Here is a 25,981-nt window from a genome sequence, read left to right as displayed (position 1 = left end):
GCATCGCCGATGGTAGTGTGGAGCTTCTCCATGTGAGAGTAGGTCATCGTCAAGATTCAAACCCAGAACCCCTGATCGCCTTGCGATCGGGGGTTTTGCTTTGCGCGGAATAAAACATTTCCTGGCCGCTGCGACCAACCCTCACTCAGGCAACATGGCCTCCCCGCCAGCCATATAAAGCTGCTCATACCGCGCCATGCTCTCGGCAAGCCTCTGTCCGAGATAAGCATGTACATGCCCCAGCCATTGCAGGATCTGCGCCGACTCAGCGTGATAAGACGTCCGCTTGGCGTGTGTCCATGTCACAGGTGCCGATTGCAGATTGGTAATGCGATCGCACAGTTTGATCACTGCCGCCTCGCGCGAGTGATTGGCGATTGCCTGTAAGTAACGCTCTTCCGAAAAAGGCACTATCAGGTTCTTGCTCAGGCTGGCAACCGTTGAAGTAACCTTCACCCCAAAGACTTCTATCAGCGTTTCCTGGGCGGTGTTCGTATCCTCCAGCACGTCATGCAAGAGAGCTGCCGGAAGGGCAACCTCAAGCTCGCCCACGGATTCCTGTCGCTCCGCGAAGATCAGCTCATTGGCAACCATGGCGACGTGCGTTGCATAAGGCAGCTCAGAGGCTTTCATCTTTTGCCCCAGATGGGCTTGGGAGGCGAAGAGCCAGGCCTTGTTGTAGAGAGGCTGAATATCGTTACGGGTCATATGAAATCCTCCTGGGATGCGTTTAAAAACAGCTCAATCATAGAGCCAGGGTTTGAGCTCCTTGAGATTGGCTACCACGATCTGCTGCGCTTCAGGGTGAGGATCCAGATTCCTGTGATCGATCTGGTAGCGTTGCAGCACATACTTCACCAGTGCGCTGCGGCTGGGGACGATCAATTGTCCGTCCTGCATGCCAAAATCGGTTTCGATAATAGCCTGCTGTGCCTTGTCCAGACGCCCATCGGGCTGTATGAGCACCATCACCTCGGTATTCCACTCGGTATCTGCCTCTATCCCGTTTTCTGTCTTGTCGTCGCGCAGGTCAGGAATACCCCTGAATCGGCTCAAGACGAAATCACGGTATTCGCGGTTCTTCTCGCAATAGGCCCGGACGTGCCAGCGCATTCCGGTATAGACCAGCGTATGAGGCGCAATGATCCGTCCTTCAGGAATGGGATTTTTCAAAGAGACATACTCGATGTCCAGGCGCAGATGCTCGCGACACGCCTTGAGCAGCGGCCGCAGGATTTCAGCCTTGATCGTGCGATCCGGCACCTCAAGCACTCGAGTATGTGCATACGCCAGTGCCAGGCCTTCGATGTGTGGCGCCCGTGCACTGTTCTGGTAAAGCAGGTGCAGATAAGCGCTTGCACTGTTATCGATGAACCTCGGGCTGAATGCCGGGCTGGGTATATAGCCCTTGAGCTGCTTGTCATATGTAAGGTTTTCAGGCGCATGCTCGTTGATGTAGGTATTGATGTCCTTGGACGCTTGCTGACGGCTGATGCCAAAGCTCTGCATCAAGTGCACCGTGGTCAGCCGGCCTTCCCACCACGCAACCGTCTCGATCAATCGATAGCGAAGTGCCAGGTCCCAGCGTACCTGCCTGATGTCCTGCTGCCGTTTCATGATGGCTCCATAGGCGTGAATTATTTACCTGTATAAGTCTACATTCTATACGTGTCGTAAAACTCTACATATTCTGGATTGGTTTTCGACCCTAAATGATTCATGCAAGGACATAGACATGACATCGGATTTCATTTCACCAAGAGCGCTATTGGCAATGAGCCGAATCGCGCTGCGGCAAGCAGGCTACCCATGAACAGACTTGAACGAATCAGGGGCTGTCTGCTGGGCGGTGCGGTCGGTGATGCCTTGGGAGCTCCGGTGGAGTTTCTCGGGTGGACGGCCATTGAGAAACAATTCGGAGCGGCAGGGATTGCGGATCTTCAATCAGCCTATGGGGTAATGGGCGCGATTACCGATGATACGCAAATGATGCTGTTTACTGCCGAAGGGTTATTGCGGAGTTGGGTACGCGGGTACTCGCGAGGCCTCTGCAACGTTCCATCCGTGATCCACCACGCTTTGCTGCGCTGGCTGATGACCCAGGATCACGAGCCGCTAACCGCTGTAACACTCAACGGCTGGCTGGTTCAGGAGCGTGCACTCTGGTCCCGACGTGCGCCGGGTAACACGTGCGTCAGCGCGCTCATGGCCAGCCGGCATCTTGGCTTTGCGGCCGAAAACAATAGCAAGGGATGCGGCGCAGTCATGCGTGTTGCGCCTTGTGCCTTTTTCGCAGAACCTTTTGAAACCGCCAGCGAATCCGGGCGCCTGACCCACGGTCACCCGGCCGGTTACCACGCTGCGGGCCTGTTCGCCGACATCCTGCAACGCATGAGCGAGCAGGCCGTCAGTCTTGAACATGCCCTGAGTGAAAGCCTGGCTGCCCACGGGCAGAAGCCCGGCATGGACGAAGTACGCACCAGTCTTGAAAAGGTCTTGTTCTACTTCTATGAAGGCTACCAGCCAACCCCGGATCGTATCGACGAGTTCGGTGGGGGATGGATTGCCGAAGAGGCTCTGGCCATCGGCGTCTGGTGCGCACTCTCGGCGCCTTCCTTCGAGCAGGGTGTGATCAACGCTGTAAACCACAGCGGCGACAGCGACAGCACCGGACTGATTGCCGGGCATTTACTGGGCATCCAGTACGGCCCGACGGCGATACCGGCCCGTTGGCTTGAACGATTGGAATTACGCAATGTGATCGAAAAGGTCGCTGCCGATATCGAGCGGGTGCCAAGAGATTATCAGGGCGGTGCAGGTGCCTTCGATCATGGCGTCGAAATCGATTACCCCGGCAATTGACCCGTGCCATCAAGGCGCAGGCCCGATTCATTGAACGCTCACGCAGACCTGCCGACTAAGTCCCAACAAGCCACCTGATTCTGGATGCAGGCCAGGTGGTGTTTTACCTGACTGCACGTGATGCCTGCGATACCGCAGGCGGAGCCTGCAGACGTTGATAGGGGGCTTCAATGACTGAGGGTTTGACAGGACTTTTCACGCACTACACGGTTTTGGGAATCTCGCTGGCAAGCTGGATCTTTGCATTCTGCGCCGCCACGTTGAGCTATATTCTGGCCAGAACCGCGATTCGTTTCGTGCTCAAGCGCATACAGGCACGATCAACCACCGCCAATGGCCATTTGAGCCATATCGCAGGCCAGGTGCTTTCAGGCACCAGCCACACACTGCTGCTTCTGGCATCGATCCTGATCGGCATCGGCATTCTCGATCTACCCGAGCGTTGGCTCGGTCGCGTCAGCAGCCTCTGGTTTGTCGTGGCCGCCTTGCAGGTCGGACTCTGGCTGAACCGGGCCATCGCGCTGGCCCTGCATCGCTACTTTTCTCGCCACAGTGGCGTCGGTGCTTTTCAGGCCAGTGCCCTGGCGACCTTGAGCCTCTGGGGCGCCAAGGTATTGCTCTGGGCGGTGGTCCTGTTGGCGATGCTGTCGAATGTGGGCGTGAACATCACGGCCTTCGTGGCCAGCCTGGGTGTAGGCGGTATTGCCGTTGCCCTGGCGGTACAGAACATTCTGAGTGATGTATTCGCGTCGCTGTCGATCGCGGTCGACAAGCCGTTTGAAGTGGGTGACTTCATTGTCGTGGGTGCGCTCGCCGGCACCGTTGAACATGTTGGTCTGAAAACCACACGTATCAGAAGCCTGGGTGGCGAGCAGATTGTAATGGCCAACGCCGACATGATTGGCAGCACCATCCAGAACTACAAGCGGCTTCAGGAACGCCGTATCGTCTTCGAGTTTCGCCTGACCTATGACTGCTCGGCCGAGCAGATCAGGCAAGTCACGCAGCGGGTCGAAGCGATCATCAGGCGCGAGGAAAAGGCCAGGTTCGACCGCTGCCATTTCAGAAGCTTTGGTGAGCATGCGCTGGAGTTTGAAACGGTGTACATCGTTCTGGACGCCAGTTACAACGTCTACATGGACGTGCAACAGACCATCAATCTGCAGATCATGGAAATGATTGCCGAGGTCGAAGCCCGCTTCGCTTTCCCTTCGCGTACCGTCTATGTCGCCTCCTTGCCCGAGCCGGCATCGACCGGCCAGACCCTGCAGAAAGCGTCGCGCTCCGAACATGCCTAGTTGTCAGGGCATGCGCCTTGCCTGGATGACGATGTGCAGCGACAAGCAGATGCCATCTGCCCAAGGCGATGGCATCGGGTGCTATCTCAATGGGACCATCAGGGTGCCGGTGGCTTATAGCCTGACAGCATTTTCAGCACCTGGTCATGTGAGCCGGTTGCTTCAGCAAAGCGCAGCGGCCTGGCACGCTCGACCACCAGTTCGTGCGGGGTCGGATTGATCTTCAGCAGTTCGAAGATCTCATCGAGGAACTCGTCCAGCGGCATGGCGTTTTCATCATTTTCCTGCCCCAGTAAAGAGGTGCGCACACCGGGTGGGGCAAGCTCGATCACCTCGACCGACGAATGCTCCAATTGCACCCGCAGACTTTGGGTGAATGAGTGAACAGCCGCTTTGGTGGCGCTGTAGGTCGGTGTTGCAGGCAGCGGGACGAATGCCAGCGCCGAGCTGACATTGATGATCGTGGCACTGGGCTGGCTGATCAAGTGTGGCGTAAACGCATACACCATGCGGATGGTGCCAAGCAGGTTGGTGGTCACGGTATCTTCGGCCGTGCTCAGATTGTCCGGATTGGCCAGGTCCTCCCACAGCATGATGCCGGCGTTGTTTATAAGGACATTCAGGTCCGGGTGACTGCTTTTAAGCACTTCGCTGTTGCGCTGGATGGATTCCGGGTCGCAGACGTCCAGCAATACCGACTCGATGCCTGGATGCTGCGCCACGATTTTGTCGAGCAAGGCCTGGCGACGTCCCGCGATAATGACCTTGTTGCCTGCCTGATGGAGCCTGAGCGCCAGACCCAGGCCTATGCCTGAGGTGCCGCCGGTAACCAGAATCGTATTGCCAGTGCTGTTCATAGTAAACTCCAGAAGGATCCGCAACCGGACAAGTGTCCATTTGCGAAATCTACCGGACAGTTGTCCGCTTTACAATGAGATATTGCGTAATCAAGGAAAAGCTTTACCCATGAGTGACGAGTTGGTGATGCGTTCTGACGCCCGCAAGAACCGCGAGCGGATACTGCAGGTCGCGGTGGTCGAACTGACCCTTGACCCCGCCGTTCCCCTGAACGCGATTGCGAAGAAAGCCGGGGTAGGGCAGGGCACGTTCTATCGCCACTTCGCTACCCGGGAAAGCCTGGTATTTGAGGTCTATCAATTCGAAATGCAGCAGGTGGCCTCAATGGCGGAGCAACTGCTCGCGACAATGCCCCCTAAAGAGGCCTTGCGAGAGTGGATGGACCGCCTCGCTGAATACGCAATGACCAAGGCGGGACTTGCGACGGCCATACGACAAGCCGCCTCGGCTTACGAATTTCCAGGAAAATCGGGATATGCCCCGATCCAGGCTGCCGCCGAGCGGCTGTTAAGGGCAAACGAGCAGGCCGGTACGATTCGTAGCGGGGTCACGCACGATGACTTCTTTCTGGCTATTGCCGGCCTGTGGCAAGTAGATGCCCAGAGCGAATGGCGGCCGCGTCTCGCCAGATTGATGGATCTGGTAATGGACGGTTTGTGCGCTGGTAGCCGCAAGGGCTGAGCGATGAGCTGGCGTTGACTATCAAGACGACAATTTGCGCATTTTGATATCTGCTTTACTGAATATTCGATAAAGCATATATTCGATTTTTCGTATGCAGTAGCCAGGCGATGAGCCCATGCACTCATGACATTCACGAACACATCAAGCCCTTCGTGTTGGTCAAACCCTGAAAACCGGAGAGTCCATGACCGAGCCCATGACCCCCACCACACTGTTCAAGTGCCTGGCAGATGACACGCGCACCAGAATCACGTTGCTGGTCGTCAGTGAAGGCGAGCTGTGCGTCTGTGAGCTCACCGCTGCGCTGGAACTGAGCCAGCCCAAGATTTCTCGTCATCTGGCGTTGCTTCGTTCAGCCGGTCTGTTGATGGACCGTCGCCAGGGACAGTGGGTGTACTACCGACTGCACTCTGACCTGCCCGACTGGGTGACGGCTGTATTGAAAGACGTTGTGGATGCCAATCAGCACTGGCTGGAAGCCGAAGCCAGGCGCCTGTGCCGTATGGATGGTCGTCCCGTCAATCAGGCCCTGTGTGACTGACGCCCACTCCAGAATGAGTTGTTGAAATGCTGATTGCCGTTCTGATTTTCATCATCACCATTACGCTGGTCATCTGGCAGCCCAAAGGCTTGGGCGTCGTCTGGAGTGCGGCCCTGGGTGCGGTTCTGGCCATGCTGATGTGGTTCTTTCGCAAAGAACTGCCCAACGCCTACGACATCAATCAGCTGGAGCGTCCAGAGTCGGCTATTCGTGACCGCGCTACGTTTGTCGCCGACGGGGGCTGTTGTTGGTGGGCTTTTTCGTCAGCGAGCCTTTGGGTGTACCGATCAGTGCCATTGCAGCGGTATGCGCAGTCATCCTCTATGCCATTACAGCCCGGGGCCACGTGATTGACACCTACAAGGTACTCAAAGGCGCGCCCTGGCCGTGCGCCTCAGTTTCTGAATCAAGGAATCGGCCGATGAAAGTGTTGTTCATGTGCACCCACAACAGCTGTCGAAGCATCCTGAGCGAAGCGCTGTTCAATCATCTGGCGCCGTCCGGTATCGAGGCGGTCAGCTCCGGAAGTTTTCCAGGCGGGCGTGTCAATGCCCGAGCGCTACAGACCCTCGAAGCGGCTGGCATCTCCACGCAAGGGCTGAGCAGCAAGTCTTCGGATGCCTTTGCAGGCTCGCCGCCAGACATCGTGATTACCGTCTGCGACAGGGCCGCCGGCGAAGCTTGCCCGGTGTTTTTCGGTCCGGCGCTGAAGGCGCACTGGGGGCTGGCGGATCCGTCAGAAGCGACGGGAACGGAGGCGCAAGTGAAAGCTGCGTTCGAATCGACGCTGGCCCGCATCCAGGCGCGTGTAAGTGCGTTCCTGGCTCTGCCTCTGCACACCATGAGTGTTGATGCGCTCAAGACTGAACTGAGCCGGATCGGGACTCTTTAAGATCAAGCGCGCACTGTGGCTGGGCTCAACCGCCCAGTCGAGGGGAGTTATATGCAGGATGAATTACCGAACGTACAAGCCGATCTGATCGATACGCCATCGCTGGAGCAACTGACACCGCGTGCCCCGTCACTTCATAAACCCAGGATCCTGCTTCTGTACGGCTCGACCCGAGAGCGCTCCTTCAGCCGGTTGGTCACAGAAGAAGCTGCGCGTCTGCTGGAGGCCCTTGGCGCTGAAACCAGGCTCTTCAACCCGTCAGGCCTGCCATTGCCGGATGATGCTCCCGACACCCACCCGAAGGTTGTGGAGCTGCGCGAACTGATGCAGTGGTCCGAAGGGCAAGTGTGGTGCTCTCCTGAACGACACGGCGCCATGAGCGCAGTATTCAAGGCTCAGATCGACTGGGTGCCACTGGCCATCGGCGCTGTACGGCCCACCCAGGGCAAGACGCTCGCGGTGATGCAGGTCTGTGGCGGCTCGCAATCGTTCAACGTCGTCAACCAACTGCGGGTGCTGGGGCGCTGGATGCGCATGTTCACCATCCCCAACCAGTCATCGGTGGCCAAAGCGTTCGCAGAGTTTGATCAAGCTGGTCGGATGAAGCCTTCTTCGTACTACGACCGCCTGGTGGATGTGATGGAAGAATTGATGAAGTTCACCCTGTTGCTGCGTGATCGTCAGGACTATCTGGTGGATCGATATTCCGAACGCAAGGAGTCGGTAGAGGCACTGTCCAGTCGCGTCAATCAGCGCTCCATCTGATCAGCCTTACAGCGCGAGCCAACAACCGGAGTCAGGTTACGATCTGCGGTAGGGCCAGGACGGAAATTCCTTAGGCGGGGAAATTCAGGCATTAAAAAGCCGGCTTGTGGCCGGCTTCTCGTTGGCAATCTTGGCTTATTTTTGGTAAACCGCAACCACCTGCAAAAGGTGCATCCGCAAGGAACGCTAATCTGGAATCCAGAACACTCGTGTAGAGCGCCTGGTCAGGCATCGGTGTTGAGCGGTCGATGCCGTAAGTGGCGCACAGGATACTGGCATTCCCCCTTAAAGCCCAGCCCTGAAACACTTTGTCACCTCAAGACCGGCCCTCGTCAGCGACTGGTCATCAAAGGCTTGCGCGGGTTGAGGGTCGACCACCAGAAAATCCAGCCAAGAATACGCAGGGGTTGCCGGGCAATCTGTTCGGCGCTGAAGGATTCATCGGGGTATTCGTGGTTATTGTGGCTGCGCAGGCGCAGGCCGCCGCTGGGCAGCCGGTACAGGTAACGGATGCGCAACAGCCCGCCATGCTCCAGGGCATACATTTCGCCGTCGACCACCTGGGTGGTGCCACGGTCGACGGCCAGCAGCGAGCCGTCTTCCAGGCGATCGGCCATGCTGTTGCCGCTCATCCTGACGCAGAGGGTCTGCTTCGGGTCGATGTCCAGGCTATGCAACATGGTGAGGGGCAGGCGGATTTTCTCGCCTGGCACTTCGACCAGTGCGCTCTGGCCGGTTTCGCTTTCCTTGAACACCTGGATGTCCACATCCGGACCCGAGGTGTTGCGGCCTTGCATCGGAGCAGGCTGTCGTACGCCGCCGGTGCTTTCGTTGGCAGGTTCCGTAGGGTGTTTGGGGCCTTCGCCGGTGCGCAGCCAGCGGGCATTGACAGTCAGCAGCTCAGCCACTTCTTCCAGACGCGCCATGGGAATGCCCCGCTTGAACCAGTTGTTCACGTGCTGGGGCGTTACCTTGCGATTGGCAGCAAAGTCCGTTGCGGAAAGATGGCATTCGCGCAAGAGGATGCGGAGTCGATCACCTGATGTATTCATGGGCTCGGAGTTTACGAGCCTGCTGCCGGCGTTTAAATGAACGAAGTGTTCAAATGCGCAGTGCTTCGAATTCCAGTGAATAAGCCATGTGGCAACTGCCGAGAGAATTTGTAGGATGTTTCTCGGGAGTGGATTTCGAGGCTAAACAGGGGGTGTCCTGTCGGAGCGGATACACCGCCCGTTGCGCTGCGTTTAAAGGTGCGGGGCAATAAACGTGATTTTTCTACGCGTTTTTTACAGGAAGGGCGTCATCGGTGCAGCGCGAGGAGGGCAGGCTTCGAAGCGCCCCGCAGGGCACTTCGAGCCGCACAAACCGATCAGCCCTTGAAGGCTTCGACCGACTTCTGGATTTCGGCGCGGGCAGCATCAGCGTTGCCCCAGCCTTCGATCTTGACCCACTTGCCTTTTTCGAGGTCCTTGTAGTTCTCGAAGAAGTGCTTGATCTGCTCCAGCAACAGCGGTGGCAGGTCGGTGTATTCCTTCACGTCGACATACAGCTGGGTCAGTTTGTCGTGCGGAACCGCGATAACCTTGGCATCGCCGCCGCCGTCGTCGGTCATGTGCAGGATGCCGACCGGACGGGCGCGAATCACCGAGCCTGGCGTCACCGGGTAAGGGGTCACGACCAGCACGTCCAGCGGGTCACCGTCGTCGGCCAGGGTGTTGGGGATGAAGCCGTAGTTGGCCGGGTAGAACATGGGGGTGGCCATGAAACGGTCAACGAACAGGCTGTCGGTGTCCTTGTCGATCTCGTACTTGATCGGCGCATGGTTGGCCGGGATTTCGATCGCGACGTAGATGTCGTTTGGCACGTCTTTGCCAGCCGGAATCTTGCTGTAGCTCATTGGACTTGGTCCCCATAGTTGAACAGACAGTTTTTGACGCAAACCGCCAAAAAGTGGCCCGGATTATAGGCATATTCCAGGTGCCTTGCCATGCGTGGGGCATTATCCATCAGGCGTAGAGGTCACCGTCCGGTAGGCCGGATCAAGCTGTTGCAGGTTTTTCAGGCGTGACAACGGATCCTGGCGATAGAACTGCCCAAGTTGCCCGTAAACCGCCGGATAGGCTTCATGCAACAGGTCTGGCGCAGTAAAGAAATACTCGCTGGTGACCGCAAAGAACTCGGCCGGGTTCTCGGCGGCGTAAGGGTCGATGACCGTCTCGGCCTCGGGATGGGCGTCCAGTTGCCGGTTGAGGTCATCGAACGCCGTTTGCATGGCGCAGGCCCAGTCACTGATGGACATGCTTCGGTGCAGGGGTGGCAGGCCGTTGGCGTCGCCATTGAGCATATCGAGCTTGTGCGCCAGCTCATGGATCACCAGGTTATAGGCATCCCAACCACCGCTCGACTCGATCCCTGACCAGGCCAGGATCACAGGGCCTTGATACCAGGCCTCACCACTGTGCTCGCCATCGTATTGGTGTTCAATGCCGCTGGCATCGCGATAGCGCTGGGGGCTGAGGAAATCGTCGGGGTAGATCACCAGCTCGTGAAAGCCCTTGTACCAGTTCAGGTCGCCGAGGTTGAGCAGCGGCAGCTGCGCCTGGGCGGCCAGGAACAAGCGCTGCTCATCATTCAGGGTCACGCCCGCCAAGGGGGTCAGGTGCTTGTCTTGCAGAAACAGCACGCAGGCGTCACGTAGCCACTCCAGTTGCTGTTCGCTCAAGCCATCCAGAATCGGCAAGTGCTGCAGCACCTGCTGCCAGAGCGGCGCCGGCACGGGGTGCCGGTCCAGAATGCGTTGCCGGCGCCATTTGGCGAATGACCACATGGCCTCAGCGTGCGTCCGCCGAACGGCCAAAGCGACTGCGTACCAGACCGATCAGCATGGGCAGCAACGACACCAGGATGATCACCAGCACCATCAGCGTGAGGTGTTTCTTGATGAACGGCACATTGCCAAAGTAATACCCCAGGGTCACCAGGCTGCCGACCCACAGGATCGAACCCAGCACGCTGAAGGTGAAAAAGCGCAGGTAAGGCATGTGGGCAACACCGGCGACGAACGGCGCGAAGGTGCGCAGGATCGGCAGAAAGCGCGCCATCGTCACGGTCTTGCCGCCGTGGCGCTCATAGAACAGGTGCGTGCGCACCAGGTAATCGCGACGGAAAATCTTCGAATTGGGCTTGTTGAAGAGCTTCTCGCCCATCGTTCGGCCAATGACGTAGTTGGTGCTGTCGCCCATGATCGCCGCGAGCATCAACAGCCCGCCCAGCAATACCGGGTCCATGCCGCCGCCGGCCGCCACGGCGCCAGCGATGAACAGCAGCGAATCGCCAGGCAGGAAGGGCATGATCACCAGGCCCGTCTCGCAGAAGATCACCAGAAACAGGATCGCGTAGATCCAGGCACCGTAATTGGTTACCAGCAGGTCGAGGTAGGCATCGAGATGCAGGATGAGGTCAAGCGGGTTGAAATCCATTTGAGTACCTGGGCAATCAGCGTGATTAAGACCGCCGATGTCGATAACGCAGAAAACGACGAGAGCAGACGCGCGGCATTATAGAGGCAGAACTGCTCAATAGGGCGTAACCAGATGTGAGGGGTGGTTACAGATTGATGCAAGCGATCCGGGCCAACGGATTCCGGCTTCGTCTTGCGCCTTGAGCAGGCAGGGGGGATGAACGGGGTTCGCCCCTGAATATGAGCGAACCGCAGTCGACGAGCGGATAAGGCTAAAAGGCGGCGATCAGCGTTCGCTGATAGGCAGCACGTAGTTCTTGAACTGGGTGTCTTCCTTGAAACCGATGGATTCGTAAACCTTGTGCGCCACTTCATTGTCGATGCTGGTCGACACCCGCATGCGCACGGCCTGGGTCTCCTTGGCCATCTTCTTGGCGTGTTTCATCAGGTGATCGGCCACCAGTTGACGCCGGGCGTCCTCGGCGACGTAGATGTCGTTCAGGATCCACACACGCTTGAGGGACAGCGACGAGTAGCTTGGGTACAGCTGGCAAAAACCCAGCAGTCGGGTGTCATCGTCATTGGGTTGAGCCAGGTAGATGACCGACTCGTCACGGCGTAGCCGTTTTTCAAGAAAGTCCCGTGACGAATCCGGGAAGGGCAGCTCACCGTAGAATTCGCGATATTTCACGAACAACGGCGTCAGCAGGTCCAGATGTTCCAGCGTGGCTTTGATGATCCGCATGGGGAGGCCTCAACTTCGCTATGGGCTGATGCGCATTTCGGGCAACGGTTCGATGCTGCCTGCTGGCTTTAGAAAGCGCAATCTAAAGCGGTTTGTCAGACCGCTTCAGATCAATGGCAGCGTGCCTTAGAAGAAGCCCAGGGGGTTGATGTCGTAGCTCACCAGCAGGTTCTTGGTCTGCTGATAGTGATCGAGCATCATCTTGTGGGTTTCACGACCAACGCCAGACTTCTTGTAGCCGCCGAAGGCGGCGTGCGCCGGGTACAGGTGATAGCAGTTGGTCCACACCCGGCCGGCCTTGATGCCGCGACCCATGCGGTAGGCGCGGTTGATGTCGCGGGTCCAGACCCCGGCACCGAGGCCGAACTCGGTGTCGTTGGCAATCGCCAGGGCCTCGGCTTCGTCCTTGAACGTGGTGATGCTGACCACCGGGCCAAAGATCTCCTCCTGGAACACGCGCATCTTGTTGGTGCCCTTGAGCAGGGTCGGCTGGATGTAGTAGCCGGTGGCCAGGTCGCCTTGCAGGGATTCGACCTTGCCGCCGGTCAGCAGCTCGGCCCCTTCATCACGGGCAATGTCCAGGTACGACAGGATCTTGTCGAACTGTTGCTGCGAGGCCTGGGCGCCGACCATGGTGTCGGTGTCCAGAGGGTCGCCACGCTTGATCTGCTGGATCTTCTTGAGCACCACCTCGAGGAACTGTGGATAGATCGATTCCTGCACCAGGGCGCGCGACGGGCAGGTGCAGACCTCGCCCTGGTTGAAGAATGCCAGCACCAGGCCCTCGGCGGCCTTGTCGATGAATTCCGGCTCTGCGCTCATGATGTCTTCGAAGAACACGTTCGGCGACTTGCCGCCCAGCTCCACGGTCGACGGGATGATGTTCTCGGCGGCCAGTTTCATGATGTGCGAGCCGACCGGGGTCGAGCCGGTAAAGGCGATCTTGGCGATGCGCTTGCTACTGGCCAGTGCTTCACCGGCCTCGCGGCCAAAGCCCTGGACCACGTTGAGCACGCCCGGTGGCAGCAGGTCGCCGATCAGTTCCATCAGCACGGTGATGCCCAGCGGCGTCTGCTCGGCCGGCTTGAGCACCACGGCGTTGCCGGCGGCCAGGGCCGGGGCCAGTTTCCAGGCCGCCATCAGGATAGGGAAGTTCCACGGGATGATCTGCCCGACCACGCCCAGCGGCTCGTGAATGTGGTAGGCCACAGTGTTGCCGTCGATCTCGGCGGCGCTGCCTTCCTGGGCGCGCAGGGCACCGGCAAAATAGCGGAAATGGTCGGCGGCCAGCGGAATGTCGGCGTTGAGGGTTTCGCGGATGGCCTTGCCGTTGTCCCAGGTCTCGGTCAGCGCCAGGACTTCCAGGTTGGCCTCGATGCGGTCGGCAATCTTCAGCAGCACCAGCGAGCGGGCCTGCACCGAGGTGGCGCCCCAGGCATCGGCAGCGGCATGCGCGGCATCAAGTGCCTTGTCGACGTCTTCGGCCGTGGAGCGGGGGAATTCGGCGATCGGCTGGCCGTTGACCGGCGAGGTGGTGGTGAAGTACTGACCCTTGACCGGCGCGACGAACTCGCCGCCGATGTAGTTACCATAGCGCTCCTTGTAGCTGACGATGGCGCCTTCGGTACCGGGATGAGCGTAACGCATGGTGTTGCCTCCTGAGCGGGTTCGTTCTTGTTCTGGGACTGTCGCTTGAGCGTTTGATTCATGCAGTCCTCAAGCGTAGGCCATAAAGCCGGCGCCCGAAGCTGAACTTTAGGCGTAGATGCGGTCGATACAGCGCACAAACACAGGGTGCGATTTAATGGTCGCTGGGCTAACCTGCGCGAACGATTTTCGAGGTGGTCATGCATATTCATATTCTTGGTATCTGCGGCACGTTCATGGGCTCGCTGGCGGTCCTCGCCAAGGAACTGGGACACCGTGTCACCGGCTCCGACGCCAACGTCTATCCGCCGATGAGCACGCAGTTGCAGGCTCAGGGCATCGAACTGACCCAGGGCTACGACCCTGAGCAACTGGACCCGGCACCGGACCTGGTGGTGATCGGCAACGCGCTGTCGCGCGGCAATCCGGCCGTGGAATACGTGCTCAACCGCGGCCTGCCGTATGTCTCCGGGCCGCAATGGCTGGCCGACCATGTGTTGCAGGGCCGCTGGGTCCTGGCGGTGGCCGGTACGCATGGCAAGACCACCACCAGCAGCATGCTGGCCTGGGTACTGGAACACGCCGGGATGGCACCGGGCTTCCTGATCGGTGGCATTCCGCAGAACTTCACGGTGTCGGCGCGCCTGGGCGACACACCGTTCTTCGTGGTCGAGGCTGACGAATACGACAGCGCTTTCTTCGACAAGCGTTCCAAGTTCGTGCACTACCGCCCGCGCACCGCAATCCTCAATAACCTTGAGTTCGATCACGCCGACATCTTCCCCGACCTGGCGGCCATCGAGCGCCAGTTCCATCATCTGGTGCGCATCATTCCCAGCGAAGGGCTGGTGATCCACCCCACCACCGAGACCGCCTTGCAGCGCGTGTTACAGATGGGCTGCTGGACGCCGGTGCAGACCACAGGCCAGGGTGGCCAGTGGCAGGCACGCCTGCTCAGCGAAGACGGTTCGCGTTTCGAGGTGCTGTTCGACGATCAGGTGCAAGGTGTGGTCGAGTGGCCATTGACCGGCCAGCACAACGTCGCCAATGCCCTGGCGACCCTGGCCGCCGCCCGCCATGTCGGCGTACTGCCGACCCAGGGCGTCCAGGCCTTGAGTGCCTTCAAGAGCGTCAAGCGACGCATGGAAGTGGTGGCCCAGGTCAATGGCATCACCCTTTACGACGACTTTGCCCATCACCCCACGGCCATTGCCACGACGCTGGACGGGCTGCGCAAGAAGGTCAACGACGCGCCGATCATCGCTGTCATCGAACCACGCTCCAACTCCATGAAGCTGGGTGCGCACCGTGACGGCCTGCCCGAAAGCGTGCAACAGGCCGATCAGGTGGTCTGGTATGCGCCTGCCAACCTCGGCTGGGACCTGGGCGCCACGGCCGCCCAATGCGCGGTGCCGGCGGTGGTCTGTGACTCCCTGGAAGCCATCATCGCCCGGGTCAAGAGCCAGGCGCAGCCCGGCACCCATGTGGTGATCATGAGCAACGGCGGCTTTGGCGGGCTGCATGGCAAGCTGGCCGAGGCGCTGCAATGAGCGGTCCGGAGCGCATTACCCTGGCGGTGACCGGCGCGTCCGGGGCGCAATACGCCCTGCGCCTGCTGGACTGCCTGGTGCGCGAGGACCGCGAGGTGCATTTTCTGATTTCCAAGGCCGCGCAACTGGTCATGGCCACCGAGACCGACGTTCGCCTGCCGCCCAAGTCGGCGATGATGCAGGCCTTTCTGACCGAGTACACCGGCGCGGCTGCCGGCCAGATTCGTGTCTACGGTCGTGATGACTGGATGTCGCCGGTGGCCTCGGGCTCCGGCGCGCCGGCTGCAATGGTGGTGGTGCCATGCTCCACCGGCACCTTGTCGGCGATTGCCAGCGGTGCCTGCAACAACCTGATCGAACGCGCCGCCGATGTCAGCCTCAAGGAGCGCCGCACGCTGATCCTGGTGCCGCGCGAGGCGCCGTACTCCAGCATTCACCTGGAAAACATGCTCAAGCTGTCGAACATGGGCGCGACCATCCTGCCGGCATCCCCTGGCTTCTACCACCAGCCGCAGACCATCGACGACCTGGTGGATTTCGTGGTGGCGCGCATTCTCAACCTGCTGAACATTCCCCAGGACATGCTGCCGCGCTGGGGCGAGCACCATATGGGCAGTGACTGATCGTTGCCGGGTCGCTCATGCGACCCGGTACAGCGAATCGCCTATTTCCCCAGTTTGCGCAGCTCATCGGACTCCACGATCCGGATCCCGTCCTGTTCTTCAAGCGCCAGCCGCCACAAGGCCCGTGCCAGGCTGCAAGCCTCGATGGCGCCATATTTGCCGGGGATCAGCTTGGCAATGGGCGCGGCCAGTTGCTCGGTCCAGCGGGTTTCGGTGCGATTGCCCACCAGCAGCGAAGGGCGGGCGAGGGTCAACTGCGGCCAGGCCTGATCAATCAGCGCCTGCTCCATTTCGCCCTTGATGCGGTTATAGAACACGCTCGACTTCGGATCGGCGCCAATCGCGCTGATCACCAGCAAATGGCGGGCACCCAGGGCACGGGCGCGCTCGGCAAAGGCCACCACCAGGTCCAGGTCGACCGCCCGGAATGCCTCTTGCGAGCCGGCCTGCTTGATCGTGGTGCCCAGGCAGCAATAGGCGATGTCCACGCGGCCATCCAGGGTCGGCAGCAGGGTGGCCAGTTCGCCGACCGGGTTTTCCAGGTGGGCGTGGCGGGCCAGCGGTCGGCGGGTCGGGGCCAGCACGCGGCTGACTGTCGGTTCGCTGAGCAGACGATCGAGCAAGTGCTCGCCGGTCAGGCCGGTGGCGCCGGCCAGCAGAATATGTTGCGGCGTCAGGTACATAAAATTTCTCCCTTGCTGCTTACAGCCTAGACACTCATGGCCAAGCGGCGATGCCACGGCGCCTAACGGCTACTTGAGGTGTTCGCATCCTTGCGTATCAGCGTTGTGGTCAGTGCTCGTTCTGCCTGATGTTTGCGCAACAATTGCCAGCGGGCAATCACCCCCTTCGGTGCCCACATCTGGGGTTCGGACGCTTCGAAATTGTCTTCGATCTCACGCTGGGCGACGTAGGCGCTGGCGTGTTCGAACGCTTGTTTCAAGTCATCTGTTTCGACCAGCGCCTTGGCAAATAGTGCATCGCCAAAGTAAGTGAAGTCGGCCTCCTCGGAGCAGCCGAACGACACCCGGTCCGCCCGCGAGGCGGTGATCACCAGGGTGCGTTCATCCTTGAGCGGCGCAATGAAACCGCCTGAATAACAAGCCGAGATCACCACGACCTTGTCACGGTTTTTCAGCGGCGCCAGCAGCACGGCCAGTTCGTCGGCGGGCAGGTCCGAGAGCGACAGGCGCGGCTGGTCGAGCACCAGTTCGTGGTCCGAGGTGCCATGGCTGGTCAGATAGATGAAAATCAGGTCTTCCGGCCCGCTGCGCTGCGACAGGGTCTGCACGGCACGACTGATGGTCTCGCGGGTGGCCAGCGGTCGGTTCTGCATCTGGTCGCGATGGTTGACCAGGCTGACCTGGCCGCGAGCGCCGAAGCGCGTCTTCAACAGGTTACTGACGTAATCGGCTTCACGCATGAACACGCTCTGCTTGCCATCACCGCCAACCACCAGGCTGTACAGCTCAACTGCCGGCGTCGAGGCCGGCACCGCTTTCAGGGCATTTTCGAGCAGCGCACCCTGAGCCAGCAGGCCGGTTTCCAGGCTGTCGGGCAGCAGGTTGCCGTGTTCGTCACGCACTTGCTGGCCGTTGGCCCAGATACCCCGCAGAACGCGGCCATCGGCCTGGGTCAGTACGCCGGGGCCCTGATAGGTGTCATTGGCAAAGCGGCCGACATAGGTGCTGCCATCGGCCAGGCGCAGATGCCCTTCACCCATGAAGCGCCAGTTGTTGAACTCGCCCTGGTAGCGGCTGCCGTCGGCACCGATCAGTTCGCCCTTGCCAGTGAGGGCGCCGTTCTTGAACTGGCCGCTCCAGACGTCGCCCTCGCTGTTCTCGTAGCGCCCCTTGCCGTCGAGCTGGTTGTCATGAAAGTTGCCGAGGTACTGGTCGCCCTCGGCACTGGTAAAGGTGCCATTGCCCTGCAACTGCCCGTTGACGAAGCGGCCACTGAACTGGTTGCCGTTGGCGTCGCTGCGCACGCCTTCGCCGTCGGGCTTGCCCTTGACGAACTGGCCCTGGTACTGGCTGCCGTCATCCAGTTCCAGGCGCCCCGGGCCGTCGTAGAGGTCGGCCTTGAACTGCCCGCGGTAGAACACGCCCTTTTCCTTGAGCGTGCCTTCGCCGTCACGGCGGCCTTTCTTGAACCCGCCGACGTAACTGCCGTTGCGCGTGGTCAGGCTGCCCTGGCCGTTGAACAGGCCCTGCTCGAAACCACCCTTGTACACATCGCCGTTGCTGGCATGCCATTCGCCCTGGCCATGCCACAGGCCGTTGTCGAACTGGCCGGCGTACCAACTGCCGTTGGGGTAATCGATGCGGCCCTGACCCTGCAGCAGGCCGTTGACCAGCTCGCCGCGGTAGCGCCCGCCGTCCGGCAGGCGGCCGTCGGGTGGCAGCAGGGATTCGCCGTCTCCGCAACCGGCCATCAGAAGGGTCAATGCCAGGGGTGCAAGCGCGCGCATGTCAGGTCTCGACGAGGTATCTATCGGGGGGTGTGCGCCGGGCGTGGGCCAGACGCACAAAAGTGCGATACAACAGGCGCGAGTATGCCGCAGCGTGTCAGGGCGGCGAAACAGTCAGTACGACTGTTTCTTGCCCATCGGCGTTATACGAAGCACAAGGTCAGGGGTTCGGCGATATAGGCCGGCTTGTCCTGGCCTTCGATTTCCAGGGTCACGGTGCCCTTGAGCAGCCACTGGCCGGGTTTCTTTTCCGTGACGTCGGTGAGTTGCAGCTTGAGCCGCACCCGTGAGCCCACGGCCACCGGCTGGATGAAACGCACACTGTCCAGGCCATAGTTGACCACCATTTTCAGCCCTTCAGGCAACACCAGCAGGTCGCCCATGAGTTTTGGAATCAGCGACAGCGACAGAAAACCGTGGGCAATGGTGCCGCCAAACGGCGTTTGCGCGGCCTTGACCGGGTCTACGTGAATGAATTGAAAGTCGCCGGTGGCTTCGGCAAACAGGTCGATGCGCTCCTGGTCGATGGTCAGCCAGTCGGAATGTCCCAGGTCCTGACCCACATAATCAGCCAGTTGAGCTGCCGGTACATAAGGCATGTCTCTCTCCTTGAGGTGTCGTGCATTGAATGGATGCTCCGTCGTGCGGGCTGCTGAAGATCAGCAGAGGCAGGCGGGTTGGTCAAGTTCTGCAGGGGCTATCGATGGTGGTCTATAGCCTGCGCCCGAGCATGCCTATAATGGCGCCGCGAATGGTCATCTGCGAGAGTCACGCATGCTGCTACGAGGACTGACGGCGCTGGTCTTGTTCCAGTTGCTGGGAACTGCGCTCAATCACCTGTTCATACCGGTGTTGCCCGGGCCGATCATCGGCATGATCCTGCTGCTGGCGTTTCTGCTGGTGCGCGGCGAGGTGGACGAGCCCATCGGCCAGGCCGCCAGCAGCCTGCTGCGCTATCTGCCGCTGTTGCTGGTGCCGCCGGCGGTGGGCGTGATGGCGTATGCCGCCGCCATCGCCGAGGACTTCTGGGCCATTATCGCAACGCTGGTGGTGTCGCTGGTCCTGTCGATGATCTTTGTCGGGGTCCTGATGCAAAAACTGGCCGAGCGTCAGGCACGCCACAAGGAGCCCTCATGATGCTGGACTGGCATGGCGCCTGGGTGTCGGTGATCCATCACCCGTTGTTCGGCATCGGCATCACGCTGGCCGCCTACCAACTGGCGGTTGCCGCCTATGAGCGCACCCGCTGGATCTTCCTGCAGCCGGTGCTGGTGTCGATGCTGATCCTGATCGGCATCCTGCTGGCGTGCGCAATCGAATACGGCGAATACCGCAAGAGCACCGAAATCCTCGGTGTGTTGCTGGGGCCGGCCACCGTGGCGCTGGCCGTGCCGCTTTATCTGAATCTGCGCCGGATTCGCCAGTTGTTCTGGCCAACCTTGACTACGCTGGTGCTGGGTGGTGTCTTCGCCACCGGGGCCTGCCTGCTGCTGGGCTCGTTACTGGGGGCCAATCACATGATGCTGATGACCATGGCGCCCAAGTCAGTGACTTCACCCATTGCCATGCTGGTGGCCGAGCAGATGGGCGGGGTCGCCGCGCTGGCGGCGGTGTTCGTGCTGATTACCGGCGTGCTGGGGGCGATCTGCGGTCCGGCCTTGCTGTCATGGGCCCGGGTCGATCATCCTGCGGCGCGTGGCATGGCGCTAGGCCTGACTGCACATGCGGTGGGCACTTCGCTGGCCTTGCAGGAGGGTGAAGAAACCGGGGCATTCGCCGCGCTGGCCATGAGCCTGATGGGCGTGGCCACGGCATTATGCCTGCCCTTGGCGGTGTCTTTGATCGTTTGAAGGAACCTGTTATGACGTTGCCGCTTTTCCCGCTCAATGCGGTGCTGTTTCCCGGGTGTGTACTGGACCTGCAACTGTTCGAGGCCCGCTATCTGGACATGATCGGCCGGTGCATGAAACGCGGTGAGAGTTTTGGCGTGGTATGCATTACCGAAGGCCGCGAGGTCGGTGTCGCCCCGGACGGCTATGCGCTGATTGGCTGCGAGGCGCAGGTCTGCGACTTCCAGCAGCAGGACAACGGCCTGTTGGGCATTCGTGTAGTGGGCGGGCGACGCTTTCGGGTCACGCATGCCGAGGTGCAGCGCGATCAACTGCTGGTCGCCGACGTACAGTGGCTCGAAGACCTGCCGGAGCGGCCCTTGCAGGAAGAGGACGCCGACCTGGTGGCGCTGCTGCATGCCCTGGCCGAGCACCCCATGGTCGCCGCGCTGAACATGGGCCTGGAGGCCCAGGGGCAGCAGTCGCTGGCCAATCAGTTGGCCTACCTGCTGCCGTTCAGCGAGCAGGACAAGATCGACCTGCTGGAAATCGACGATCCCGAGGATCGTCTTGAAGCGATCCAGAACCTGCTCGACGACCTGCAGGGCGACGGCTGACTGCGCTCAGGGCAGGTACTGGTAGCGCTGCATCGCGTGCGACAGCGCATTGACCGCGAACACGCCCAGCAGCGCGGTCACGGCCGGTAGCAACAGCCACCACACCCGTGGCGACATGGCCGGCAGCGGCGTGCGGTGCTGGATGATGGTCAGGCTGGCGGCGCAGATGCCCAGTGCCAGCATCATGCCGGCAAGAATGTCGGTCGGCCAGTGCACCCCCAGGTACACCCGCGACAGGGCAATCGACAGCGCAGGAATCGCACCCAGCACCAGCCAGGCCAGGCGCAGGCGCACCGGCTGGCTGCGGCCGGCCAGTACGGCCAGGGTCATGAACAGCGCAAAGGCCGCCGAGCTGTGGCCGCTGGGCATGCTGTAGCTGCTCAGCGGGTCAAGCAGCACATCCGGGCGGGCGCGGGCGAACAGCAGCTTGAGCGCACCGTTGGCCAGCGCGGTGCCCAGCAGGGTCATCAATGCAAAGGCAGCATGCCGCCATTGGCGGGCGATCGCCAGGGCCAGGATCACCACGCAGGCGGCCAGCAACTGGGCCTTGAAGTCGCCCAGGCTGGTCACCAGCAGCACGATGTTTTGCGCCGTTGCGCTGCGGTGCTCCTGAATCAGTGTCATCAGGCCCTGATCGAAGCGGTCCAGGTGCGGCCAGCCAACGAACAAGGCCGCCATCACCAACAGGCACAGGCCGCTGATCAGCTTGGTGGCATAGCGTTGCTGGCGCATGCTGCTCTGGATGCTCAGCCCGAACAGGATCGCAAGACCGGCACCGACCACCGCCGCTTCGCTCCAGAATCCTTCCGGCAGTGGCAGGCGAATGGCCGCACCGGCGGCCCAGCCCGGCAACAGGTAGGCAATCGACCAGCCGATGGCGGCAATGATGCTGACCGCCAGGAAACGTATGAACGGCATGTCGCACATGCCGGCGATCATCGGTAGCATCGGCCGCAGCGGCCCGATGAAGCGGCCCACCAGCAAACTGGCAATGCCGTAGCGCTGGAAATAGGCTTCTGCGCCTGTCATCCACTCCGGGTGCGAGCGCAGCCCTGGCAAGCGGCGGATGTTCTGATGAAAGTGCCGGCCCAGAAAGTACGACACCAGGTCACCCAGCAGGCCGCCGAGAATGCCCAGCAGCAACACCTCGCCCAGCGGCAGGATGCCGCTGCCGGCCAGGGCGGCGATGGCGAACATCAGCACAGTGCCCGGGACCACGATCCCGGCAATCGCTACGCATTCGACAAACGCCACGACAAAAATGGCCACCGCCACCCAGGAAGGGTTGGCCGTCAGCCAGCCGGTAATGCCGTCAAGCCAGTGACCCATGGTCAGTTTCCTTGATCCAGATAAAAGTAATCGCGGCCTTCGACCTGACCGCGACGCAGTGGGTTCCGTGTGCACCAGCGGGCTTGTTCGGCGTCCACGAAGCGGTACATCAGGTGCTCGTCGCGCCCGGCCGGGATGCCCAGGCGGGTGGTCTGGATAATGCGCGGCTCAAGGCCCACGTCTTCGACGAACAAGCGCTCAGGATCGAAACGCTGCCCGTCCCACACCGGCACTTTCAGGCCCAGGGCCCGACACAACAAGGTCTGTCCGGCGCACAGGCGCTGCGGGTCACGCAGGTGCCCGCTGGCGTCGGGGTTGTTCAGTTGCATCTGCGCCAGGGCATTGGCATCGCTGACGTCGTCCGTCCACGGCATGCCGGACTTGATCAGCACGGCATTGCCGGGCCCCTGGGCACTGAAATTCAACGAATCGCCGCCCCGGGCGTAATACATGTAGATATGCCCGCCATCGAGAAACAGCGCCCGGCGCTTTTCGGTATAGCCCAGCGAAGCATGGCTGCCTTTGTCGGCCAGGTAATACGCTTCGGTCTCGATGATGCGTGCGGCCAGCCACAGCTCGCCGACCTTGTGGCGAATGACCTTGCCCAGCAGGTCGCGGGCCAGTACCTGGGCGTCACGGTTGAAGAAACAGTCGGGCAGGGCTGTGGGCATAAAGGCTCGCGTGCAGGGGCAAGGCGCAGAATCATAACAAGGGCGGGCTGGAATGCAGCTCAAACCTTGGGTTGGCTACGCTTTGTTGTTTCTGGAAATGACAAGATAGGGGCTTGGGCAGTCGGGGTCATCTGTAAAGCCTGTGAGACACGGTGTTAATGAAGATTTTGCAAGGATGTCGACCATCCGCCTGTCTGCGCTGTCGTTCGGGCGGCCCGACAGCTATAATCGACCGCTTTCCTCTTTGCCAAGACCTCCTGAGACCATGACCGAGTCTGTTCTTGACTACATGACCCGCCTGGGAAGCGCCGCCCGCCAAGCCTCGCGTGTGATCGGCCGGGCCAGCACCGCGCAGAAGAACCGCGCCTTGCTGGCCACCGCCGCCGCGCTGGACGCTGCGCGCGCCGAACTGTCGGCTGCCAACGAGCAAGACCTGGCCCACGGCCGCGCCAATGGCCTGGAGCCGGCCTTGCTCGATCGCCTGGCGCTGACCCCTGCACGCATCGACAGCATGATCGTCGGGCTGCGTCAGGTGGCCAGCCTGCCGGACCCGGTCGGCGCGATCCGCGACATGAGTCATCGACCGTCCGGTATCCAGGTGGGCAAGATGCGCGTGCCGCTGGGCGTGGTCGGCATCATCTACGAGTCGCGGCCGAACGTGACCATCGATGCCGCCAGCCTGTGCCTGAAGTCCGGCAACGCGACCATCCTGCGCGGCGGCTCCGAAGCCATTCACTCCAACCGCGCCATTGCCGCCTGCATCGCGCGTGGCCTGAGCGAAGCCGGTCTGCCGGCGGGCGTCGTACAAGTGGTCGAAACCACTGATCGCGCAGCGGTCGGCGCCCTGATCACCATGCCCGAGTTCGTCGACGTGATCGTTCCGCGTGGCGGCAAGGGCCTGATCGAGCGCATCAGCCGCGATGCCCGTGTGCCGGTCATCAAGCACCTGGACGGCATCTGCCATATCTACATCAGCGCCCATGCCGACCTGAGCAAGGGCCAGCAGATCGCCTTTAACGCCAAGACCTACCGCTACGGTATCTGCGGTGCCATGGAAACCCTGCTGGTCGATCAGGCCGTGGCCGCCGACTTCCTGCCGCCCATGGCCGCGCAATTGCGTGAAAAGGGCGTCGAGCTGCGCGGCTGCGAGCGCACCCGCGCCCTGATCGACGCCCTGCCGGCCACCGAAGACGACTGGCACACCGAATACCTGGCGGCGATCCTGTCGATCCGTGTCGTGGCCAGCCTGGATGAGGCCATCGAGCACATCAACCACTACGGCTCGCACCACAGTGACGGTATCGTGTCCGAGCATCAAGGGCAGATCCGGCGCTTCATGGCCGAGGTCGACTCCAGCTCGGTGATGGTCAACGCACCGACCTGCTTTGCCGACGGCTTTGAATACGGCCTGGGTGCCGAAATCGGCATTTCCACCGACAAGCTGCACGCTCGCGGCCCGGTCGGGCTGGAAGGGCTGACGTGCGAGAAATACATCGTGATCGGCGACGGCCAGTTGCGCGGACAGGAGCCTGTCTGACTTGAGCCAGTCCGCGCCCGCCTTGCCCAGGCGCATCGGCATGTTGGGCGGCACGTTCGATCCGGTGCACATCGGTCATTTGCGTGGAGCCCTTGAAGTCGCCGAGTTGCTCGGTCTCGACGAGCTGCGCCTGACGCCCAGTGCCCGGCCGCCGCACCGCGAACTGCCGAGCGTCTCGGCCCGGGATCGCCTGGCCATGGTGCGTTGCGCTGTGGCCGGGGTGGCACCGCTGACGGTGGATGACCGTGAGCTGGCGCGCGACAAGCCGTCGTACACCCTCGACACCCTGGAGTCGATGCGGACCGGGATGGACCCCGACGATCAACTGTTCCTGTTGCTGGGGTGGGATGCGTTTTGCAGCCTGCCGGCCTGGCACCGCTGGGAACAATTGCTGGAACATTGCCACATCGTGGTGCTGCAACGTCCGGATGCGGACAGCGAACCGCCCGAAGCCTTGCGCAACCTGCTGGCGGCGCGGGCCGTCAGCGACCCGTTGGCCCTGCCGGGGCCTGGCGGGAACATTACGTTTGTCTGGCAGACACCGCTATCGGTGTCGGCCACCCAGATCCGCCAATTACTGGCCGATGGCCGATCGGTACGCTTTCTGGTACCGGATGCGGTTCTGGCCTATATCGAAGCGCACGGGCTGTACCGTGCGCCGAAGACCGACGGAGCGCCCTGATACGCTTGCATGGCAAGCCACAGGGTGTGTCCACATTGATGAGTGAATGAGTTTTTATGACCAAGCAGAAATTGAACAGTGAAGAAGTCGTCAAGCTGGCCACCGCCGCACTGGAAGATGTAAAAGGCGCCGACATTCTAGCCATTGATGTACGAGACAAGACCAGCATCGCCGACTACATGCTGATCTGCACCGGTACTTCCAACCGCCAGCTCAACGCCCTGGTCGACAGCGTGCGTGAAAAGGTCAAGGCCGCCGGCGTGCAACCGCTGAGCGAAGAAGGCAAGGGCGACAGCGACTGGGTGCTGCTGGACCTGGGCGACGTCGTGGTGCACGTGATGACCGCCGCTGCCCGTCAGTTCTATGACCTCGAACGCCTGTGGCAGGGCGCCGAACAAAGCCGCGCCGCCAGCGCGGCGCATCACACCCCAGGTTTCGAATAAGCCGCTGTCGTGCGTATCCGCCTGATTGCCGTAGGCTCGCGCATGCCCAAGTGGGTCGAAGAGGGCTGGCACGAGTACGCCAAGCGCCTGCCTTCGGAGCTGTCCCTTGAGCTGGTCGAAATCGCGCTCAACACCCGTGGCAAGAACGCCGACGTGGCGCGCCTGATCCGTCAGGAAGGCGAAGCCATGCTGGCCAAGGTGCAACCGGGCGAGCGGATCGTGACCCTCGAGGTGCAGGGCAAGCCCTGGAGCACCGAGCAACTGGCCGGTGAACTCGATCGCTGGCGTCTGGATGCCCGCACGGTCAACCTCATGGTCGGCGGCCCGGAAGGGCTGGCGCCAGAGGTGTGCGCGCGCAGCGAACAGCGCTGGTCGCTGTCACCGCTGACCTTGCCGCATCCGCTGGTACGCATCCTGATCGGCGAACAGATCTATCGCGCCTGGACAGTCCTGTCCGGGCACCCTTACCACAAGTAGT

Annotated in this window: 29 protein-coding genes and 1 pseudogene; 16 read left to right on the top strand and 14 right to left on the bottom strand. The window is 61.1% G+C overall.

Annotation, left to right across the window (positions count from 1 at the left end):
• Window positions 1–141: 141 nt before the first annotated feature.
• Together DGA31_RS27755 and DGA31_RS27750 are read right to left on the bottom strand one after the other, a co-directional pair.
• Complete coding sequence (locus DGA31_RS27755) at window positions 142–708, bottom strand: HD domain-containing protein (protein ID WP_109514681.1); 567 nt, start codon at window positions 706–708, stop codon at window positions 142–144.
• Between the two features lie 33 nt (window positions 709–741).
• A complete protein-coding gene (locus DGA31_RS27750; protein ID WP_109514680.1) occupies window positions 742–1,617 on the bottom strand; it encodes a helix-turn-helix transcriptional regulator in 876 nt (291 codons plus the stop codon).
• Between the two features lie 192 nt (window positions 1,618–1,809).
• On the opposite strand from DGA31_RS27750, the gene DGA31_RS27745 reads away from it, so the two are divergent.
• Both DGA31_RS27745 and DGA31_RS27740 read left to right on the top strand, forming a co-directional pair.
• On the top strand, window positions 1,810–2,862 hold the full coding sequence (locus DGA31_RS27745) for an ADP-ribosylglycohydrolase family protein (RefSeq protein WP_109514679.1): 1,053 nt from the start codon (window positions 1,810–1,812) through the stop codon (window positions 2,860–2,862).
• Between the two features lie 170 nt (window positions 2,863–3,032).
• Window positions 3,033–4,160, top strand: coding sequence for a mechanosensitive ion channel family protein (locus DGA31_RS27740; RefSeq protein ID WP_056841831.1), 1,128 nt, complete (start codon window positions 3,033–3,035; stop codon window positions 4,158–4,160).
• A gap of 98 nt (window positions 4,161–4,258) precedes the next feature.
• Here DGA31_RS27740 and DGA31_RS27735 read toward each other — a convergent pair whose 3' ends face one another.
• A complete protein-coding gene (locus DGA31_RS27735) occupies window positions 4,259–5,017 on the bottom strand; it encodes an SDR family oxidoreductase (RefSeq protein ID WP_109514678.1) in 759 nt (252 codons plus the stop codon).
• Window positions 5,018–5,126: 109 nt separating this feature from the next.
• Here DGA31_RS27735 and DGA31_RS27730 point away from each other — a divergent pair, with 109 nt between their 5' ends.
• The 5 genes and pseudogenes from DGA31_RS27730 to arsH all read left to right on the top strand — a co-directional run bounded on the left by DGA31_RS27730 (window position 5,127) and on the right by arsH (window position 7,900).
• Window positions 5,127–5,699 carry a TetR/AcrR family transcriptional regulator gene (locus DGA31_RS27730; RefSeq protein WP_161959239.1) on the top strand — a complete coding sequence of 191 codons (573 nt, stop codon included), beginning with the start codon at window positions 5,127–5,129 and terminating at the stop codon, window positions 5,697–5,699.
• Between the two features lie 187 nt (window positions 5,700–5,886).
• Complete coding sequence (locus DGA31_RS27725; RefSeq protein WP_109514677.1) at window positions 5,887–6,243, top strand: metalloregulator ArsR/SmtB family transcription factor; 357 nt, start codon at window positions 5,887–5,889, stop codon at window positions 6,241–6,243.
• Between the two features lie 26 nt (window positions 6,244–6,269).
• Window positions 6,270–6,628, top strand: a pseudogene (locus DGA31_RS27720) (ArsB/NhaD family transporter); the annotation flags it as partial.
• A 36-nt stretch (window positions 6,629–6,664) separates the two neighbouring features.
• Window positions 6,665–7,135, top strand: a complete 471-nt coding sequence (locus tag DGA31_RS27715; protein ID WP_109514686.1) for an arsenate reductase ArsC — start codon at window positions 6,665–6,667, stop codon at window positions 7,133–7,135.
• Window positions 7,136–7,186: 51 nt separating this feature from the next.
• The gene (gene arsH / locus DGA31_RS27710) at window positions 7,187–7,900 is read left to right on the top strand and encodes an arsenical resistance protein ArsH (RefSeq protein ID WP_109514676.1); all 714 of its coding nucleotides are present in this window, start codon (window positions 7,187–7,189) and stop codon (window positions 7,898–7,900) included.
• Window positions 7,901–8,232: 332 nt separating this feature from the next.
• On the opposite strand, the gene DGA31_RS27705 is transcribed toward arsH, so the two are convergent.
• From DGA31_RS27705 to exaC, 6 genes are all read right to left on the bottom strand, one after another.
• Complete coding sequence (locus DGA31_RS27705) at window positions 8,233–8,952, bottom strand: S24 family peptidase (RefSeq protein ID WP_109514675.1); 720 nt, start codon at window positions 8,950–8,952, stop codon at window positions 8,233–8,235.
• A 317-nt stretch (window positions 8,953–9,269) separates the two neighbouring features.
• A complete protein-coding gene (gene ppa, locus DGA31_RS27700) occupies window positions 9,270–9,797 on the bottom strand; it encodes an inorganic diphosphatase (RefSeq protein WP_056841849.1) in 528 nt (175 codons plus the stop codon).
• A gap of 102 nt (window positions 9,798–9,899) precedes the next feature.
• Entirely contained in the window at window positions 9,900–10,727 is an 828-nt protein-coding gene (locus DGA31_RS27695; RefSeq protein ID WP_109514674.1) for a M90 family metallopeptidase, read from the bottom strand.
• A gap of 4 nt (window positions 10,728–10,731) precedes the next feature.
• Entirely contained in the window at window positions 10,732–11,379 is a 648-nt protein-coding gene (locus tag DGA31_RS27690) for a DedA family protein (protein ID WP_056841851.1), read from the bottom strand.
• A gap of 267 nt (window positions 11,380–11,646) precedes the next feature.
• On the bottom strand, window positions 11,647–12,105 hold the full coding sequence (locus tag DGA31_RS27685; protein ID WP_056841852.1) for a GNAT family N-acetyltransferase: 459 nt from the start codon (window positions 12,103–12,105) through the stop codon (window positions 11,647–11,649).
• A 126-nt stretch (window positions 12,106–12,231) separates the two neighbouring features.
• Window positions 12,232–13,752 (bottom strand): acetaldehyde dehydrogenase ExaC, encoded by a 1,521-nt coding sequence (gene exaC / locus DGA31_RS27680; protein ID WP_056841853.1) that lies wholly within the window; start codon window positions 13,750–13,752, stop codon window positions 12,232–12,234.
• A gap of 200 nt (window positions 13,753–13,952) precedes the next feature.
• Between exaC and mpl the strand changes: the two genes are divergently transcribed.
• Both mpl and ubiX read left to right on the top strand, forming a co-directional pair.
• Window positions 13,953–15,302, top strand: coding sequence for a UDP-N-acetylmuramate:L-alanyl-gamma-D-glutamyl-meso-diaminopimelate ligase (gene mpl / locus DGA31_RS27675; protein WP_056842006.1), 1,350 nt, complete (start codon window positions 13,953–13,955; stop codon window positions 15,300–15,302).
• A complete protein-coding gene (ubiX, locus tag DGA31_RS27670; protein WP_056841854.1) occupies window positions 15,299–15,925 on the top strand; it encodes a flavin prenyltransferase UbiX in 627 nt (208 codons plus the stop codon). Before mpl ends, ubiX begins: the two co-directional genes overlap by 4 nt.
• A 41-nt stretch (window positions 15,926–15,966) precedes the next feature.
• Here ubiX and DGA31_RS27665 read toward each other — a convergent pair whose 3' ends face one another.
• From DGA31_RS27665 to DGA31_RS27655, 3 genes are all read right to left on the bottom strand, one after another.
• Entirely contained in the window at window positions 15,967–16,608 is a 642-nt protein-coding gene (locus DGA31_RS27665) for an oxidoreductase (RefSeq protein ID WP_056841855.1), read from the bottom strand.
• 62 nt (window positions 16,609–16,670) lie between these two features.
• On the bottom strand, window positions 16,671–18,395 hold the full coding sequence (locus tag DGA31_RS27660; RefSeq protein WP_056841856.1) for a C13 family peptidase: 1,725 nt from the start codon (window positions 18,393–18,395) through the stop codon (window positions 16,671–16,673).
• Between the two features lie 143 nt (window positions 18,396–18,538).
• Window positions 18,539–18,994 (bottom strand): MaoC family dehydratase, encoded by a 456-nt coding sequence (locus DGA31_RS27655; RefSeq protein ID WP_109514673.1) that lies wholly within the window; start codon window positions 18,992–18,994, stop codon window positions 18,539–18,541.
• A gap of 175 nt (window positions 18,995–19,169) precedes the next feature.
• Between DGA31_RS27655 and DGA31_RS27650 the strand changes: the two genes are divergently transcribed.
• The 3 genes from DGA31_RS27650 to DGA31_RS27640 are packed head-to-tail and all read left to right on the top strand — an operon-like array spanning window position 19,170 to window position 20,841.
• Window positions 19,170–19,532: a CidA/LrgA family protein gene (locus DGA31_RS27650; protein WP_109514672.1), complete on the top strand. Its 363-nt coding sequence runs from the start codon at window positions 19,170–19,172 to the stop codon at window positions 19,530–19,532.
• A gap of 2 nt (window positions 19,533–19,534) precedes the next feature.
• The gene (locus tag DGA31_RS27645) at window positions 19,535–20,245 is read left to right on the top strand and encodes an LrgB family protein (RefSeq protein ID WP_164708386.1); all 711 of its coding nucleotides are present in this window, start codon (window positions 19,535–19,537) and stop codon (window positions 20,243–20,245) included.
• 11 nt (window positions 20,246–20,256) lie between these two features.
• A complete protein-coding gene (locus DGA31_RS27640) occupies window positions 20,257–20,841 on the top strand; it encodes an LON peptidase substrate-binding domain-containing protein (RefSeq protein WP_056841860.1) in 585 nt (194 codons plus the stop codon).
• Window positions 20,842–20,847: 6 nt separating this feature from the next.
• Here DGA31_RS27640 and DGA31_RS27635 read toward each other — a convergent pair whose 3' ends face one another.
• Both DGA31_RS27635 and DGA31_RS27630 read right to left on the bottom strand, forming a co-directional pair.
• Window positions 20,848–22,170 (bottom strand): bifunctional DedA family/phosphatase PAP2 family protein, encoded by a 1,323-nt coding sequence (locus DGA31_RS27635; RefSeq protein ID WP_056841861.1) that lies wholly within the window; start codon window positions 22,168–22,170, stop codon window positions 20,848–20,850.
• A gap of 2 nt (window positions 22,171–22,172) precedes the next feature.
• On the bottom strand, window positions 22,173–22,841 hold the full coding sequence (locus tag DGA31_RS27630) for a DNA-3-methyladenine glycosylase (RefSeq protein ID WP_109514671.1): 669 nt from the start codon (window positions 22,839–22,841) through the stop codon (window positions 22,173–22,175).
• Window positions 22,842–23,106: 265 nt separating this feature from the next.
• Between DGA31_RS27630 and DGA31_RS27625 the strand changes: the two genes are divergently transcribed.
• From DGA31_RS27625 to rlmH, 4 genes are read left to right on the top strand one after another with little or no spacing between them, the layout of a single operon-like run.
• On the top strand, window positions 23,107–24,378 hold the full coding sequence (locus DGA31_RS27625) for a glutamate-5-semialdehyde dehydrogenase (RefSeq protein ID WP_056841863.1): 1,272 nt from the start codon (window positions 23,107–23,109) through the stop codon (window positions 24,376–24,378).
• A gap of 22 nt (window positions 24,379–24,400) precedes the next feature.
• Complete coding sequence (gene nadD / locus DGA31_RS27620) at window positions 24,401–25,060, top strand: nicotinate-nucleotide adenylyltransferase (RefSeq protein WP_161959241.1); 660 nt, start codon at window positions 24,401–24,403, stop codon at window positions 25,058–25,060.
• Window positions 25,061–25,116: 56 nt separating this feature from the next.
• Window positions 25,117–25,503, top strand: coding sequence for a ribosome silencing factor (gene rsfS, locus DGA31_RS27615; RefSeq protein ID WP_056841865.1), 387 nt, complete (start codon window positions 25,117–25,119; stop codon window positions 25,501–25,503).
• Window positions 25,504–25,512: 9 nt separating this feature from the next.
• Entirely contained in the window at window positions 25,513–25,980 is a 468-nt protein-coding gene (gene rlmH / locus DGA31_RS27610) for a 23S rRNA (pseudouridine(1915)-N(3))-methyltransferase RlmH (protein ID WP_056841866.1), read from the top strand.
• Window position 25,981: the final 1 nt, after the last annotated feature.

The organism is Pseudomonas ovata (genome assembly GCF_003131185.1).
GTDB classification, from domain to species: Bacteria; Pseudomonadota; Gammaproteobacteria; order Pseudomonadales; family Pseudomonadaceae; genus Aquipseudomonas; species Aquipseudomonas ovata.
Note: the sequence above shows the minus strand (reverse complement) of the source record. Positions and strands in the feature narration are given on the sequence as shown.

Coding starts and splice junctions, on each gene's coding strand:
- DGA31_RS27755 (WP_109514681.1), bottom strand. CDS start 708: ATGACCCGTAACGATATTCAGCCTCTCTACAACAAGGCCTGGCTCTTC.
- DGA31_RS27750 (WP_109514680.1), bottom strand. CDS start 1,617: ATGAAACGGCAGCAGGACATCAGGCAGGTACGCTGGGACCTGGCACTT.
- DGA31_RS27745 (WP_109514679.1), top strand. CDS start 1,810: ATGAACAGACTTGAACGAATCAGGGGCTGTCTGCTGGGCGGTGCGGTC.
- DGA31_RS27740 (WP_056841831.1), top strand. CDS start 3,033: ATGACTGAGGGTTTGACAGGACTTTTCACGCACTACACGGTTTTGGGA.
- DGA31_RS27735 (WP_109514678.1), bottom strand. CDS start 5,017: ATGAACAGCACTGGCAATACGATTCTGGTTACCGGCGGCACCTCAGGC.
- DGA31_RS27730 (WP_161959239.1), top strand. CDS start 5,127: ATGAGTGACGAGTTGGTGATGCGTTCTGACGCCCGCAAGAACCGCGAG.
- DGA31_RS27725 (WP_109514677.1), top strand. CDS start 5,887: ATGACCGAGCCCATGACCCCCACCACACTGTTCAAGTGCCTGGCAGAT.
- DGA31_RS27715 (WP_109514686.1), top strand. CDS start 6,665: ATGAAAGTGTTGTTCATGTGCACCCACAACAGCTGTCGAAGCATCCTG.
- arsH (WP_109514676.1), top strand. CDS start 7,187: ATGCAGGATGAATTACCGAACGTACAAGCCGATCTGATCGATACGCCA.
- DGA31_RS27705 (WP_109514675.1), bottom strand. CDS start 8,952: ATGAATACATCAGGTGATCGACTCCGCATCCTCTTGCGCGAATGCCAT.
- ppa (WP_056841849.1), bottom strand. CDS start 9,797: ATGAGCTACAGCAAGATTCCGGCTGGCAAAGACGTGCCAAACGACATC.
- DGA31_RS27695 (WP_109514674.1), bottom strand. CDS start 10,727: ATGTGGTCATTCGCCAAATGGCGCCGGCAACGCATTCTGGACCGGCAC.
- DGA31_RS27690 (WP_056841851.1), bottom strand. CDS start 11,379: ATGGATTTCAACCCGCTTGACCTCATCCTGCATCTCGATGCCTACCTC.
- DGA31_RS27685 (WP_056841852.1), bottom strand. CDS start 12,105: ATGCGGATCATCAAAGCCACGCTGGAACATCTGGACCTGCTGACGCCG.
- exaC (WP_056841853.1), bottom strand. CDS start 13,752: ATGCGTTACGCTCATCCCGGTACCGAAGGCGCCATCGTCAGCTACAAG.
- mpl (WP_056842006.1), top strand. CDS start 13,953: ATGCATATTCATATTCTTGGTATCTGCGGCACGTTCATGGGCTCGCTG.
- ubiX (WP_056841854.1), top strand. CDS start 15,299: ATGAGCGGTCCGGAGCGCATTACCCTGGCGGTGACCGGCGCGTCCGGG.
- DGA31_RS27665 (WP_056841855.1), bottom strand. CDS start 16,608: ATGTACCTGACGCCGCAACATATTCTGCTGGCCGGCGCCACCGGCCTG.
- DGA31_RS27660 (WP_056841856.1), bottom strand. CDS start 18,395: ATGCGCGCGCTTGCACCCCTGGCATTGACCCTTCTGATGGCCGGTTGC.
- DGA31_RS27655 (WP_109514673.1), bottom strand. CDS start 18,994: ATGCCTTATGTACCGGCAGCTCAACTGGCTGATTATGTGGGTCAGGAC.
- DGA31_RS27650 (WP_109514672.1), top strand. CDS start 19,170: ATGCTGCTACGAGGACTGACGGCGCTGGTCTTGTTCCAGTTGCTGGGA.
- DGA31_RS27640 (WP_056841860.1), top strand. CDS start 20,257: ATGACGTTGCCGCTTTTCCCGCTCAATGCGGTGCTGTTTCCCGGGTGT.
- DGA31_RS27635 (WP_056841861.1), bottom strand. CDS start 22,170: ATGGGTCACTGGCTTGACGGCATTACCGGCTGGCTGACGGCCAACCCT.
- DGA31_RS27630 (WP_109514671.1), bottom strand. CDS start 22,841: ATGCCCACAGCCCTGCCCGACTGTTTCTTCAACCGTGACGCCCAGGTA.
- DGA31_RS27625 (WP_056841863.1), top strand. CDS start 23,107: ATGACCGAGTCTGTTCTTGACTACATGACCCGCCTGGGAAGCGCCGCC.
- rsfS (WP_056841865.1), top strand. CDS start 25,117: ATGACCAAGCAGAAATTGAACAGTGAAGAAGTCGTCAAGCTGGCCACC.